This window comes from Delftia sp. UME58, from assembly GCF_014170385.1.
Lineage (GTDB): Bacteria > Pseudomonadota > Gammaproteobacteria > Burkholderiales > Burkholderiaceae_C > Comamonas > Comamonas acidovorans.
Window position 1 is genome coordinate 370,484 of the sequence record NZ_LZZV01000052.1, and the last position, 12,876, is coordinate 383,359.

Annotated in this window: 13 protein-coding genes and 1 riboswitch; of the genes, 5 read left to right on the forward strand and 8 right to left on the reverse strand. The window is 69.7% G+C overall.

The window, feature by feature from the left end; all coding sequences use genetic code 11:
* The 6 genes from A9976_RS14690 to A9976_RS14715 form a co-directional block, all read right to left on the reverse strand.
* Positions 1–768, reverse strand: a complete 768-nt coding sequence (locus A9976_RS14690) for an ABC transporter ATP-binding protein (RefSeq protein WP_183019620.1) — start codon at positions 766–768, stop codon at positions 1–3.
* Positions 765–1,787: an iron ABC transporter permease gene (locus tag A9976_RS14695; protein WP_183019621.1), complete on the reverse strand. Its 1,023-nt coding sequence runs from the start codon at positions 1,785–1,787 to the stop codon at positions 765–767. Before A9976_RS14695 ends, A9976_RS14690 begins: the two co-directional genes overlap by 4 nt.
* On the reverse strand, positions 1,784–2,725 hold the full coding sequence (locus A9976_RS14700) for an ABC transporter substrate-binding protein (protein ID WP_183019622.1): 942 nt from the start codon (positions 2,723–2,725) through the stop codon (positions 1,784–1,786). The genes A9976_RS14695 and A9976_RS14700 overlap by 4 nt, the downstream gene beginning before the upstream one ends.
* Positions 2,726–2,735: 10 nt before the next feature.
* Positions 2,736–4,976, reverse strand: a complete 2,241-nt coding sequence (locus A9976_RS14705) for a TonB-dependent receptor (protein ID WP_183019623.1) — start codon at positions 4,974–4,976, stop codon at positions 2,736–2,738.
* A gap of 128 nt (positions 4,977–5,104) precedes the next feature.
* A riboswitch (cobalamin riboswitch) is annotated at positions 5,105–5,390 on the reverse strand.
* A 38-nt stretch (positions 5,391–5,428) separates the two neighbouring features.
* Positions 5,429–6,319 carry a CHAD domain-containing protein gene (locus A9976_RS14710; protein WP_183019624.1) on the reverse strand — a complete coding sequence of 297 codons (891 nt, stop codon included), beginning with the start codon at positions 6,317–6,319 and terminating at the stop codon, positions 5,429–5,431.
* Positions 6,320–6,421: 102 nt separating this feature from the next.
* Positions 6,422–6,907: a YbaK/prolyl-tRNA synthetase associated domain-containing protein gene (locus A9976_RS14715; protein ID WP_183019625.1), complete on the reverse strand. Its 486-nt coding sequence runs from the start codon at positions 6,905–6,907 to the stop codon at positions 6,422–6,424.
* Between the two features lie 66 nt (positions 6,908–6,973).
* Here A9976_RS14715 and A9976_RS14720 point away from each other — a divergent pair, with 66 nt between their 5' ends.
* Complete coding sequence (locus tag A9976_RS14720) at positions 6,974–7,615, forward strand: transcriptional regulator (RefSeq protein ID WP_183019626.1); 642 nt, start codon at positions 6,974–6,976, stop codon at positions 7,613–7,615.
* A 35-nt stretch (positions 7,616–7,650) separates the two neighbouring features.
* The gene (locus tag A9976_RS14725; protein WP_183019627.1) at positions 7,651–8,616 is read left to right on the forward strand and encodes a threo-3-hydroxy-L-aspartate ammonia-lyase; all 966 of its coding nucleotides are present in this window, start codon (positions 7,651–7,653) and stop codon (positions 8,614–8,616) included.
* Between the two features lie 21 nt (positions 8,617–8,637).
* Here the strand turns inward: A9976_RS14725 and A9976_RS14730 are convergent, their stop codons facing one another.
* Positions 8,638–9,372 carry an NrtR DNA-binding winged helix domain-containing protein gene (locus A9976_RS14730; RefSeq protein ID WP_183019628.1) on the reverse strand — a complete coding sequence of 245 codons (735 nt, stop codon included), beginning with the start codon at positions 9,370–9,372 and terminating at the stop codon, positions 8,638–8,640.
* A gap of 87 nt (positions 9,373–9,459) precedes the next feature.
* Here A9976_RS14730 and A9976_RS14735 point away from each other — a divergent pair, with 87 nt between their 5' ends.
* Both A9976_RS14735 and A9976_RS14740 read left to right on the forward strand, forming a co-directional pair.
* On the forward strand, positions 9,460–10,533 hold the full coding sequence (locus A9976_RS14735; RefSeq protein ID WP_183019629.1) for an SPFH domain-containing protein: 1,074 nt from the start codon (positions 9,460–9,462) through the stop codon (positions 10,531–10,533).
* Positions 10,520–11,452: a sugar kinase gene (locus tag A9976_RS14740; RefSeq protein WP_183019630.1), complete on the forward strand. Its 933-nt coding sequence runs from the start codon at positions 10,520–10,522 to the stop codon at positions 11,450–11,452. The genes A9976_RS14735 and A9976_RS14740 overlap by 14 nt, the downstream gene beginning before the upstream one ends.
* A 297-nt stretch (positions 11,453–11,749) precedes the next feature.
* On the opposite strand, the gene A9976_RS14745 is transcribed toward A9976_RS14740, so the two are convergent.
* Complete coding sequence (locus A9976_RS14745) at positions 11,750–11,953, reverse strand: hypothetical protein (RefSeq protein WP_183019707.1); 204 nt, start codon at positions 11,951–11,953, stop codon at positions 11,750–11,752.
* Between the two features lie 220 nt (positions 11,954–12,173).
* On the opposite strand from A9976_RS14745, the gene A9976_RS14750 reads away from it, so the two are divergent.
* Entirely contained in the window at positions 12,174–12,857 is a 684-nt protein-coding gene (locus tag A9976_RS14750; protein WP_232245714.1) for a fimbrial protein, read from the forward strand.
* Positions 12,858–12,876: the final 19 nt, after the last annotated feature.

A 12,876-nucleotide genomic window follows, 5' to 3' on the forward strand; every position in this document is an offset into this window, starting at 1 on the left:
TCAGTTCTCCTGTTTCAGCCGCGCGCGCAGCAAGGTTTGCGGGGGTGCATCGATGCGCTCGAAATCCACGCCGAAGACGGCATCCAGCCCCGGCGCATGCAGCAGCTCGGCAGGGGCCCCATCGAGCGCAATGCGCCCCTGGTCCAGCACGATGACGCGCCCGAAGTGCGCCAGCGCCAGGTCCAGGTCATGCATGACCACCAGCACCAGCCGCTCGCGCCCGCGCTGCGCCAGCGCCTGCACCAGGGCCAGGCGGTGGCGCACGTCCAGCGCGGCGCCGGGCTCGTCGGCCAGCAGCACGGGCGGGTCGGTGGCCAGCACGGTAGCCAGCAGCGCACGCGCCTGCTCGCCGCCGGACAGCGTGGACCAGCGCCTGCGCGTGAAATCCTGCAGCCCGGCGCCGGCAATGGCCGCCTCGACATCACCCCGGCCCGCCAGCCGCATGTGCATGAGCTCGGACAGCGTCAGGTCCCAGTGCGGCGCAAAGCGCTGCGGCATGTAGCCCACGCGGCGTGCACGCTCGGCCACGGGCAGGGTTGCAATGTCTTGCCCGTCCAGCAGCACGCTGCCGGATGCAGGCGCCTGCAGCCCCGCCAGCAGGGACAGCAGGCTGGACTTGCCTGCGCCATTGGGTCCGACCAGGGCCACGGCGCCGCAAGCGGGCAGCTGCAGCGAGACGGCGTCGAGCACGCTGCGGCCACGGCGGCGCAGCGTGAGGGACCGGGCCTGCAGGCGTGGCACAGCGTCGTCCATGGCTTGATCGTTCATGCGGACCTCAGCCTGCGCGCCAGCAGCACGATGAAGAAGGGCCCGCCCGCCACGGCCGTGACCAGGCCCAGCGGGATCTCGGCCGGCGGCAGCACGCTGCGCGCAATGGCGTCGGCCAGCGTGACGATGATGGCGCCCGTGAGCGCCGACGCCGGCAGGGCCGCACGGTGCAGCGGGCCCGCCATCCAGCGCGCGATGTGCGGCGCAGCCAGCCCCACGAAGGCCACCAACCCGCCATAGGCCACGGCCACGGCCACCACCAGCGAGCCGGCCAGCACGGCCAGCGGCGTGAAGCGCGCCACGTCCAGGCCGAAGCCCTGGGCCGCATCGGCACCCAGGCCCAGCAGGTCCAGCCCGCGCGCCAGCGCCATGGCCCCGGCCAGGCAGGCCAGTGAGGCGCCGGCCAGCAGGCCCAGCCCGCTCCAGGACGGCGTCTGTATGCCGCCCAGCACCCAGCTGAGCACCACCTGCAGGCTCACCGTCTCATCGGACAGCGCCAGCATCAGGAACGAGCGCAGCGCGCCCAGCACGGCCGCCAGCGCCACGCCGGCCAGCAGCATGCCGGCCGCATCGGTGGCACCGGCCACGCGCGAGACGGCCAGCACCAGCACGGTCGATCCCCAGGCGCCCGCAAAAGCCAGCACGGGCAGCGTCCATGCCTGGGGCAGGCCGAACAATAAATGCATGGGAACCAGCAAGGCGACAGTCGCCCCCAGCGCCGCGCCGCCCGAGGCGCCCAGCAGATAGGGCTCGGCCAGCGGATTGCGGAACACACCCTGGAAGATGGCGCCCGACAGGCCCAGCAGCGCGCCCACCAGGGCGGCTGCCAGCACGCGCGGCACGCGCCACTGCAGCAGCAGCCGGCTGCGCAGGCTGTCTTCGCCGCCCAGCGCGGCCAGCAGGTCGGCCGGGCTGGCCCATTGGTGGCCCGCGCAGGCGGCCAGCAACAGGCTGGCCAGCAGCAGCAGGACCGCACCGGCCCAGGGGCGCCACGCGGGTGGATATGAAAGGAAATTCATGCGGCCTCCCCGGCCCAGGCCGCAGGGTGCAGCCAGCGCGAGAGCTTTTCCACGCCGCCAAAGGTGCGCGGCCCGGGAATCAGGAACTCGGCACGCGCCACCGTGGTGGCCCGGCCGCCGCGCACGGCGCGCAGGTCGCGCCAGCCGCGCTGGCCGATCAGGTCCTGCATGGCCTCCTGGGTGCCTGCGAACAGCAGCACGTCGGGGTCGGCGGCCAGCACGGCCTCGGGCGAGACCTGGGGCACGGTGCCCAGGCCGTCCAGCGCGAACGAAGCGCCCGCGCGCACCATGGCCTCGCCCGTATAGGTGCCCGGCCGGGCCGCCAGCAGCATGCCGTTGCCCAGCCGGCCCGTGACCATGAGGGCGCGCGGCCGGGGCTCGCCGGCCACCTGCCGGTCCACGCGCAGCAGCCGCGCCTCCTGCGCCAGGGCCAGCGCCTGGCCGCGCGCCTGCACGCCCGTGGCGCGGGCCACCAGGCGCAGGTTGTCCATCACCTCGGCCAGCGAGCGGCTGAGCAGCACCATCACCGGCACGCCGATGCGCTCCATGGGATCGACCAGCTGGTGCGCCGCCTGGCGCGCGGGCGTGACGATGACCAGGTCCGGCTGGCGCGCCACCACGGCGTCCACCGAGAACCCCAGCCGCCCGCCCACCTTGGGAATGCGCTCCACGCCCGGCGGAAAGCGCGTGAAATCCTCCACGCCCACCACGCGGTCCAGCAGGCCCAGCGCGGCCACCAGCTCGGTGTTGGAGGCAAAGATGGAGACGATGCGCTGCGGCGGCGCGGCAATCTCCACGCGCCGGCCCAGCGCATCCTGCAGCACCACCGGCCCGCCTGCAGCGACGGTGTCGGCCCAGGCCGCGGGCAGGCCGCAGGCCAGGGCCGCCGCCGCGCCCTGGCGCAGCAACTGGCGGCGCGTGGTGCTGGATTGCCTCATGCCATGGTCCTCAAAACTCCGCCTGCAAGCCGACCATGAGTTCGCGCCCCGCCATCGACGTTCCGCAGCCGCCGTTCTGGTACGCCGGGTTGGCGATGCAGGGCGCACGGTCCAGCGCGATGAAGATGGGATGGCGGTTCAGGTCGAACAGGTTGTTGACGGCCGCGAACAGCTTGACGCCCGGCGACACGCGGTAGTCGGCGCGCAGGTTCCAGATGGTGAAGGCGCCCTTGCGGTGGATGAAGGTGCTGCTGGGCTCGCCCTGCGGGATGAGCAGCGCCTCTTCCGTGTCGTACCACATGGGACCGCGCAGCAGCGTGGACAGCTGCAGGCTCCAGTCGCCCTGCAGCCGCCCGCTGCCGCGCCCGTAGCGCACGCCGGCCGAGGCCTCGTAGCGGTACATGCGCTGCACCTTGTCGGTATTGGCGGAGGCGGCCGAGCCCTTGTCCCGCATGCTGAAGTGGTAGTAGCCGCCAGCCCAGGCCTTGAGCTGGTGGCCCGTCAGGTCCAGCGCCCGCGCCAGGTCCATGTCGGCCTGCATTTCCAGGCCGCGCGCCACGATGTCGGCCGCGTTGTTGGCGTAGTCCGAGGTGTTGGTCGTGGCCCCGCGCGAGACGGTGATGATGCGGTCGCTGATGGTGTTCTGGAACAGGGCCGCATCCACGCGCCAGCCGGGCTGCTGCAGCGCGGCGCCGACCTCGATCTGGCGGCTGGTCTCGGGCTTGAGGTTGGGGTTGCCGAAGGTGCGGCCACCGCCGACGGCCGTGAAGTCCGAGGCCAGCTCGGTGGCCGTGGGCGCGCGGAAACCCGTGGAGGCCGCGGCGCGCAGCGTGAGCCGGTCCGTGGCCTTCCAGGTGGCGCCGGCCGACCAGGTGTGGTTGTCGTAGTCGCGCGTGCTGGCCTGGGCCAGGGCCAGGTTGGGCGTATCGTCGAAACGCGTCGTGCCCCAGGTCTTGCGCAGGCCGGCGCGCAGCGTGAGGCGATCGTCGAACAGGGTCTGCGCGTCCTCGAAGTACAGCGCATGCACCTGCTCGGTCTGGTTGTTGTCGTAGGGCGCGACCTGGCCCGCAGGGCCGCCCGGCATGGCCACGCGCAGGCGGTCGGAGCGCAGCTTGCTGCGCTCCCAGTCAAAGCCCATCAGCAGGTCATTGGTCTGGCTGACACGCAGGCGCGGCTGAAAGCGCAGGCCCGTGGCGTCCAGCTGGCGGTGGTTGTAGTCGCGCGCCGTGCCGGGCACGGCGCTGTTGCCCGAGCGGATCACGGGCGATGCCCAGTTGAACTCATCGGTATCGACCAGGCTGTAGAGGTGGGTCGTCCAGCTCAGGCGCTGGCCGGGCAGTGCGCCCTCGTAGGTCAGGTCCAGCGAGCGGTTGCTGCGGTTGTCGCGGCTGTGGATATTGGCGCCCGATCCGCGAAAGCCCGCGTTGTAGATGCCGTCCGTGCGCAGCTGCAGCTCCACGCGGTGCAGCTCGTGCAGCTGCCAGCCCAGGGCACCGCTGGCGCCGCGCCGCTTCCAGCCCGTGTTCTCCATGCGCGTGCCGCCATCGCCCGACTCGTAGTCGCCGCGCCCGCCTGCGCTCACGCCGAAGTACCAGTCGAAGCGGTCATTGGCGCCGGCCGTCTGCGCATCGGTGCGCCACAGGTCCCATGAACCGGCCTGGACCTGGGCGCGCGTGCCAGGCGCCGTAGCTCCGTTCTTCATGATGATGTTGACCACCCCGCCCATGGCCTGGCTGCCGTAGATCACCGAGGACGGGCCGCGCACGATCTCGATGCGCTCCACATCCGAGGGGCTGAGCTTGGACAGGTTGGCCGTGCCCGCGCGCCGGCCGTTGACCAGCACCAGCACCTGGCTGCGGAAGTCGCGCCCCTGGCCGTCGGTGGAGGCGCCGCGCAGGTTCATCGAGGTCTGGGCCGCCGTCCATTCGCTGAGAAAGCCCACGGCGTTCTCGGCCAGCAGGTCGGTGACCGAGCGCGCGCTGGAGCGCTCTATGGCCTCGCGGTCGATGGTCTGCGTGGTGCCCGCGATGCGGCTGCGCGCCTCGGGCCGCGCGGTGGCGGTCACGAAGACGGCGTCCAGCGCATCGTCGGCGGAGTCCGTGGATCGCCCGGAAGCCGGCTCCTGCGCGGCGCCGGCCGCTGCAGCGCAGCTGGCCAGCAGGACGGCGGCCGCTGCGGGCCGCAGGCTGGAGACAAGAGGAAGAACAGAGAGAAGGCCGGAGGAATCGGCGGCCGAAGAAGCGAAGCGCATGCGTTGAACCCAACTGCCCCACTCACCCGCGGGGCCTATCGTCTGAACCACGCCGCACAGCGCGCACGCCGGAGCCGGCCACGGCAGCGCAGGCTGGGGCCGGACCGGACAGGCGCACTCCCGCGGCGTCCGAAAGCAATGCAGAAGGCCGGTATCCGGGCTTGCGGAACGCTGCGGCGCGCAGGGTGGGCGCGCTGCGGCAGGCATCCCCGCCTTCCCATGCCCGAGGAGGACACAGTGGCTTGCGGCGCGTGACCCGTGGGTGGCGCGCCAGCGTGGGGAGTTGTATTCCGCTGACCGTTGCGGGGGCAGCGCAGGCATTGCGAGCGGCCATCTCGATGGCATCGCGCACCTGCTTCCCGTTGAACCCCTGGCCGGCGAACGGCATGGGGCACCTTCAGCAACAGCGCACCGCCACGGCCCAGGGACCGCGCCGGCGCGCCAGCGGCGGATTATCGCTGATGGCGCCCAGCCCAGAAGCCCGGCACGCGGGCCAGCGCCCGCAGCGCGCGGCGGCTGCTGCGCGCGCTGGTGGCCAGGCGGGCCTGCAGGTAGCCGGCGGCGAACCAGGCGCGCGGGTCCGTGCCGGCCTCGGCATGGAAATGCGCGGCCGCCACGGCCATGTCGTTGTGCAGCCCCAGCGCGTCCTGGGCGGGCACCAGCGCCTCGGCAAAGCGCCGGCCCTTTTTGCCGGGCCACATTCCGGGCGCGAATTCCTGCGCAAAGTCCGCCAGGTAGCGCAGGCGCTTGAGCCGCTTGCGCACGCGGTGCTGCTGCGCCAGCGGCAGGCGGTCGAAGTGCCGGCCATCGCGCAGCACCTGGCGGTGCAGGCGCTGCAGGCGCCGCACCAGGTACTTGCGCGTGCCTGCGGCAGACAGGCTGGCCAGGCCGGGCTGCCGCTTTCCTGCGGGTGCCTGCGCCAGCGCATGGATCTCGGCCAGCGTCTGCAGGAACTGCGGCTCGCGCACCGCGGCGGCCGCGTCGGCCTGCCCGGCAGCTGGCACGGTCCATTCGCACAGGGGCGCATGGGCGTCCTGCAGCAGCGGCCGCACCACGTCGGCCAGGGTGCCGGCGTCGCGCAGCGTGCCAAGCTGCGCAAAGGCCCGGGCCAGGGGCTCATCCCATTCGGCGCGCATGCCGGGCGCCAGCCCCGCGCATTCGCGCAGCACGGTGCGCAGGCGCCGCAGGGCCACGCGCAGCTGGTGGATGGTCTCGGCATCGCTGCCACCGCCCTCCAAAACCGCCAGATGCGACTGCGCCTGGGCCAGGGCAGCAGTCAGCGCCGCACGCACAAAGCCGGCCGCATCGGGCCGGTCAGGGTGCTGCTTCGCAGGGGTGGACATGGTCAGGCAAGGAGATGTGGACGTTGCCGACGATTGTGGGCGCAGCCCCGCGCCAGGGTCAATCCGGGTTCAATCCGGGTTCAATCCGGGCGCACTCCGGGCTCAATCGGCGCCATTCCCGCTCAGGCTGTGCAGCACGGGCCGGGCAATGCGCACATAGTCGGCCGAGTCCAGCACGATGGAGCGGTCCAGCCGGCCCGCGTTGAAGGCGATCTCGCCAAAGCGCTCGACCAGGGCCGGGTCCACCACCAGGCGCACCTGCGGGTTGAAGGAGAACGGCGGCACCGATCCCATCACGCAGCCCGTGGCGGCCCGGGCCTCCTCGGGCGAGGCCAGCGTGGCCTTGCGCACGCCCACGGCCTGGGCCAGGCGCTTGAAGTCCAGCTTGCGGTCGCCGGGCAGCACGGCAAGAAACAGCTGCGCGCTGTCTGCCGCGTCGCGGCTCTTGCAGAGCATGGCCTTGGCGCCCTGGCCGGGCGCCGTGCCCCGGATTTCGGCGACCAGGTCGGAGCGGCCTTCGGCCGGATGTTCCAGCACGCGAAAACGCGCGCCCTGGGATTGCAGCAGGTCTACAAGGGTGTCGAACATGGTGGAAAGCACAAAGAAGTCATCTGGGTTTTGACATTTTGTCCAATTAAAAACAAAATGTCCAATATGAACGAACGAACCCCCGAACAGCGCCAGCTGCTGGAGCAGGTGGCCCAGATCGCCGAAGGCCTGGGCCAGACCTTTGCCCCGTTCTGCGAGGTGGTGGTGCATGACCTGCTCGACCCTTCCCATGCGGTGCTGGCCATCCACAACAACCTGTCGGGCCGCGAGGTCGGCCAGGGCGCGACGGAGCTGGGACTGGCGCGCATCCTGGACCCCGGCTTCGAACAGGTCATCGCCAACTATCCCAACCAGTTCGCCGACGGCCGCCAGGCCAAGAGCACGTCCATCGGCATACGCGATTCCGAGGGCCGCTACATCGCCGCCCTGTGCATGAATGTGGACCTGACGATGTTCCAGGGCTTCCAGGGCATGCTCAACCGCTTTGCCGCCGTCAGCGGCGACACCCCGGCGCGCGAAATGCTGGACCCCACGGGCGCCGGCGCAGGCGCCGACACGGTGCGCGCCCGCATCGACCAGTTCGCGGCCCGCCTGGCGACCACGCCGCGCGCCCTCAAGCCCGAGGAGCGCCGCGCCCTGGTCCGCGAACTCAAGGGCGCCGGCCTGCTCGACGTGCGCCGCTCCATGGAGACCATTGCCGCCCACCTGGGCGTGTCGCGCGCCACGGTCTACAGCTACGCCAAGTAGGCCACTCCCGATCCACATCTCTTTCTCCGCTACCGATGACAAGCCTTCTTCCCACCTATGACGACGTGGCCGCGGCGGCCCGGCGCATCCAGGGCCATGCCCACCGCACGCCCGTGCTCACCTCGCGCACGCTGGACGAGGCGCTGGGCGCCCGCGTCTTTCTGAAGTGCGAGAACCTGCAGCGCATGGGCGCCTTCAAGTTCCGCGGTGCCTTCAACGCCCTGTCGCGCTTCAGCCCCGCGCAGCGCAAGGCCGGCGTGGTGGCCTTTTCCTCGGGCAACCATGCCCAGGCCATCGCCCTGGCCGCGCGGCTGCTGGAGATTCCCGCCACCATCGTCATGCCGCACGACGCGCCCGCCGCCAAGGTGGCGGCCACCAAGGGCTATGGCGGCCAGGTGGTGGTCTACGACCGCTATACCGAAGACCGCGAGCAGGTCGGCCGCGACCTGGCCGAGCGCCACGGCCTGACCCTGATCCCGCCCTACGACCATGCCGACGTGCTGGCCGGCCAGGGCACGGCCGCCAAGGAACTGTTCGAGGAAACCGGCCCGCTGGACGCCCTGTTCGTGCCGCTGGGCGGCGGCGGCCTGCTGTCGGGCACCGCCCTGTCCACGCGCGCGCTCAGCCCCGACTGCGCGCTCTACGGCGTGGAGCCCGAGGCCGGCAACGACGGCCAGCAGTCGCTGCGCGCGGGCCGCATCGTCCACATCGAAACGCCCAGGACCATTGCCGACGGCGCCCAGACCCAGCACCTGGGCGGCATCACCTTCCCCATCATCCAGCGCGACGTGACCGACATCCTCACCGCCAGCGATGCCGAACTGGTCGATGCCATGGGCTTCCTGGCCACGCGCATGAAGCTCGTGGCCGAGCCCACCGGCTGCCTGGGACTGGCCGCCGCGCGCCACAGGGGCGAAGAGCTGCACGGCTGCCGCGTGGGCATCATCCTGAGCGGCGGCAACGTGGACATGCAGCGCTTTTGCAGCCTGCTGGGCAACTGAAGCGCCTGACCGATTGCCGGCTCAGCCCCTGGGACTGAAGGTACGCGGGAACACCACGGGCGCGCTGCGGTCGGCCAGCCGATAGCCCATGGCGGGGCGGCGTGACATGCCCTCCACCTGGCCGGCCTCCACCAGAAAGCCGGCCGCCATCATGCGCGTGCGAAAACCGCTCTTGTCCACCGGGCGGCCCAGCACCACCTCGTAGGCCTGCTGCAGCTGCGGCAGCGTGAAGGGCTCGGGCAGCAGAAAGGCCGGCAGCGAGGTGTATTCCACCTTGCCCCGCAGCCGCTCCACCGCTGCGCGCAGGATCTCGCCGTGGTCGAAGGCCAGCGCAGGCTCGCGCAACAGTTCATCGACGGCAAACCACGACACATCGGCCGCATTCGCGCCCTTGGCCAGGATCAGGTCGTGCCCCGGGATCAGCGCGAAATACACATGCGTGGCCGACCAGCCACGCGGGTCGCGCGCCGCGCCGCCCCAGCTTCCCAACTGCTCCAGGTAGGGGCTGTCCACGCCCGTCTTGTCCAGCAGCTTGCGCCGCGCGCAGGCCAGCAGGTCTGCGTCCTGCCCCACATCCACAAAGCCGCCAGGCAGCGCCCACAGCCCCGGAAACGGCTCGCTGCCCGCCGTGGGGCGCTGCACCAGCAGCACCTGCAGGGCATCGTCGGCCACCGTGAAGATGACCACGTCCACCGTGGTGAACGGGCGCGGGAAGTCCAGCGCGCCCTGCTGGGATGGGGAGTTTTTTTCGGCCATGGGATGGATTGTGCTTGACGTGCAGGATTTTAAGTTGCACTATGCAACCCATACGAGTTGTACAGAACAACTTAAAGGAGAAGCACCATGTTCGGCATCCGTTTCATCAAGTCCCAACCCACGGTCCACCTCATGCAGTTCCGCGCCGGCAAGGTGGTGCGCGAGGGTGCGGGCCAGTCCTTCTTCTACTACGCGCCCACCACCACCCTGGTCGCCGTGCCCGTGGGCAGCCAGGACTGCCACTTCATGCTGGAGCTGGTCACGGCCGACTTCCAGAGCGTCACGGTGCAGGGCCAGGTCACCTACCGCATCAGCACACCGCGCCAGACCGCCACGCTGATGGACTTCTCCCTGGCGCGCGACGGCCAGAAATACATGTCCGAAGACCCGCAGCGCCTGGGCGACCGCGTGACCATGCAGGCCGAGGTCATCATCCAGCAGGCCGTGCAGGCGCTGGAGCTCAAGCAGGCACTGCGCTCCTCGGCACTCATTGCGCGCACGGCCCAGCAGGAGCTGGCCGCCCAGCCCGAGATCGCGGCCCTGGGGCTGGAGATCCTGGGCGTCTCGGTCATGGCCGTCAAACCCACGCCCGACATCGCCCGCGCCCTGGAAGCCGAGGCGCGCGAATCCAACCTCAAGGCCGCCGATGACGCCGTCTATGCCCGCCGCATGGCCGCCGTGGAAAACGAGCGCGCCATCCGCCAGAACGAGCTCGATACCGATGTGGCCGTGGAGAGGAAAAAGCGCCAGATCCGCGACGCCCAGCTGGAAGCCAAGGCCGCCCAGATGCGCAAGGAAAACGAGCTGCGCGCCGAACAGATGTCCGCCGACGTGGCGCTGGAGACCAGCCGCCGCGACTTCGTCGAAGGCCAGGCCGCCAACAGCCGCACCCTGGCCGAGGCCGAGGCCTACCGCGTGGGCGCCGTCATGCAGGCCCTGGAGAAGGCCGACCCGCGCATCGTGCAATCGCTGGCCGCCGTGGGCATGCAGCCGGGCCAGCTCATCGCCCAGGCCTTTGGCGGCATTGCCGAGAAGGCCGAGCGCATAGGCCAGCTCAATGTCTCGCCCGAGCTGCTGCAGTCGCTCATGGGCGCCGGTGCAGGCCATGCAGCCGCCGTGGCCGATCCCGAACCCGCAAGGAGCCGCCGTGAACGCCAATGAACGCAAGACCGTGCTGGTGGTGCGGCGCACGCGGCTCGATGAGCTGGTGGCCAGGTACCACACGCTGTCCCAGGCGCGCTTCTACATCGAGCACCTGGGTGCCGACTTCGGCGACTACCTGCGCGAAAGCGCCGCCTACGCCGCCGCCCTGCAGGCCGTGGTGCAGGCGCTGGAGGCACGCGGCCGCTACCAGATCGTGGACCGCGCCTTGGTGCCCAACTTCGTCTTCGGCGCCGACGACATCGTGGTGGCGCTGGGCCAGGACGGCATGGTGGCCAACACCATGAAATACCTGGACGGCCAGCCGCTCATCGGCGTCAACCCCGAGCCCGCGCGCTGGGACGGCCTGCTGCTGCCCTTCGCCCCCGCCGACCTGGCCGCCCTGCTGGGCGACGTGGCCGCCAACCGCCGCCCCACGCGCGCCGTCACCCTGGCCGAAGCGCGCCTGAGCGACGGCCAGGTGCTGCGCGCCGCCAACGACCTGTTCATCGGCCCGCGCAGCCATACCTCGGCCCTGTACGACATCGCACTGGGCGAGCGGCAGGAGTCCCAGTCGTCCTCCGGCCTCATCGTCGCCACGGGACTGGGCTCGTCTGCCTGGATCAAGAGCATCGTCACGGGTTCCCTGGGCATTGCCCGCGCCGTGCGCGGCGCGTCCACCGACTTCGACTACCAGCCCTTCGCCTGGGATGCGCCACGCCTGGACTTCGCCGTGCGCGAGCCCTTTCCCAGCCGCTCCTCCACGGCAGAGCTGGTCTACGGCCAGGTCACCGCCGGCCAGCCGCTGACCCTGCGCTCGCGCATGCCCGACCATGGCGTCATCTTCTCGGACGGCATGGAGGCCGACTACCTGCAGTTCACGGCGGGCATGCAGGCCACCATCGGCCTGTCGGACCGGCAGGGCTGCCTGGTGGTGTGATGGACCGGCACCTGCAGCAATCTGCCGCCCGGCCATCGGCCCTCACGCACTGGAGCATGGCCGGTTCGGCGGCCCGGACTTCATCTTGACAGCGGGGCATGGGCGGCCCTGCCCCTGCCCTGACCCAGGCCATGACTCACTATCAGACCAGCCTGATTGCACCGCCCCCATCTTCGACATAGATTAAAGAATCTTCAAGGGCCATCCATCAAATCACTCGATATCCCTTGTTCTTTTCTTGATCCATCCTGAATGAATCAGGGCAACACAGCCACCGCCTCCAGTGTTTACGAAAAATCATTCAACAGCAATGGGATTCATCGGGAACATGCCTCTTTCTTTCAAGCGCCCATCCTTGTCGCATGCAAGCCGGCTTGCATTGCTCATCGGACTTGCAGCGGCCATGATGAACAGCAATGCCCTTGCCGGGGGTGTATTTTCCCCCGAAACCGCCAGCATCTCGATTCCCGTAGAAATAACAGTACCGGGAAATTCACCCACGGGATCGACACTCTGGAAATCCGTGCCACTCCTTCTGAGCCTGCGCGCTGAGCGAAACCTCAATGACCCGAGCGCTATCTTGGGCGCCGAAATATTCGCCAATATTCAATCTGGAACCAAGGCATCTGGATTCCCTGACGTCTACGCAACCAATGTTCCCGGCTTGGGAGTCCGCTGGTGGGGAAAATGGCGGGGCCGCAATTTCCCCAATGGAATAGCCATGCCGATCACCACCAACTCAGAAAACAACGCAGGTGCTCTAGGTTGGGACTGGGGGGACAGCCCACGCACCCAGGAGGTCTGGATCGAGCTGGTGAAGACCGGCAACATTGGGGCGGGCCAGATATCGGGCCTGAGAATGAACGCCCACTTGCAGTTCCTATGCCGCCCCTGTAACCCGGCGACTATCAGCCTGGCCGGCAGCACCAGGGTGGTGACCGGCCCCTCATGCACGGTCGCCAACTCGGCCGTCTCCGTGCCCATGGGCATTGTGACCACCTCACGATTCACGGGCATCCATTCCACGACCCGCTCCCAGAGTTTCGACATCACCCTTGACTGCAAGGGCGGCGCGCCCGACAGCAAGCTGCGACCCCACGTCACGCTCACCGATGCCAACGACAGCAGCAACCAGGGCACCATCCTGACCTTGAGCAAGACCACGACCGGCGGCAAGCCGGTGGCCACCGGAATAGGCATACAGATACTGAAGGATGGCATCCCGCTGGCATATGGACCGGACTCCAGCGCACCCGGCAATACCAACCAGTGGAGTGCGGGCACCATCGCCCAGGGCGTTGCCCAATTCAAGATCCCCCTGACCGCAAACTACGTGCAGACCGCTGAGTCAGTCACGACAGGGCAGGCCAACGGCAGGGCCACCTTCACGCTGAACTACCAGTGAACAGCGCCCCCAGCCTTCA

Coding starts and splice junctions, on each gene's coding strand:
- A9976_RS14690 (WP_183019620.1), bottom strand. CDS start 768: ATGAACGATCAAGCCATGGACGACGCTGTGCCACGCCTGCAGGCCCGG.
- A9976_RS14695 (WP_183019621.1), bottom strand. CDS start 1,787: ATGAATTTCCTTTCATATCCACCCGCGTGGCGCCCCTGGGCCGGTGCG.
- A9976_RS14700 (WP_183019622.1), bottom strand. CDS start 2,725: ATGAGGCAATCCAGCACCACGCGCCGCCAGTTGCTGCGCCAGGGCGCG.
- A9976_RS14705 (WP_183019623.1), bottom strand. CDS start 4,976: ATGCGCTTCGCTTCTTCGGCCGCCGATTCCTCCGGCCTTCTCTCTGTT.
- A9976_RS14710 (WP_183019624.1), bottom strand. CDS start 6,319: ATGTCCACCCCTGCGAAGCAGCACCCTGACCGGCCCGATGCGGCCGGC.
- A9976_RS14715 (WP_183019625.1), bottom strand. CDS start 6,907: ATGTTCGACACCCTTGTAGACCTGCTGCAATCCCAGGGCGCGCGTTTT.
- A9976_RS14720 (WP_183019626.1), top strand. CDS start 6,974: ATGAACGAACGAACCCCCGAACAGCGCCAGCTGCTGGAGCAGGTGGCC.
- A9976_RS14725 (WP_183019627.1), top strand. CDS start 7,651: ATGACAAGCCTTCTTCCCACCTATGACGACGTGGCCGCGGCGGCCCGG.
- A9976_RS14730 (WP_183019628.1), bottom strand. CDS start 9,372: ATGGCCGAAAAAAACTCCCCATCCCAGCAGGGCGCGCTGGACTTCCCG.
- A9976_RS14735 (WP_183019629.1), top strand. CDS start 9,460: ATGTTCGGCATCCGTTTCATCAAGTCCCAACCCACGGTCCACCTCATG.
- A9976_RS14750 (WP_232245714.1), top strand. CDS start 12,174: ATGCCGATCACCACCAACTCAGAAAACAACGCAGGTGCTCTAGGTTGG.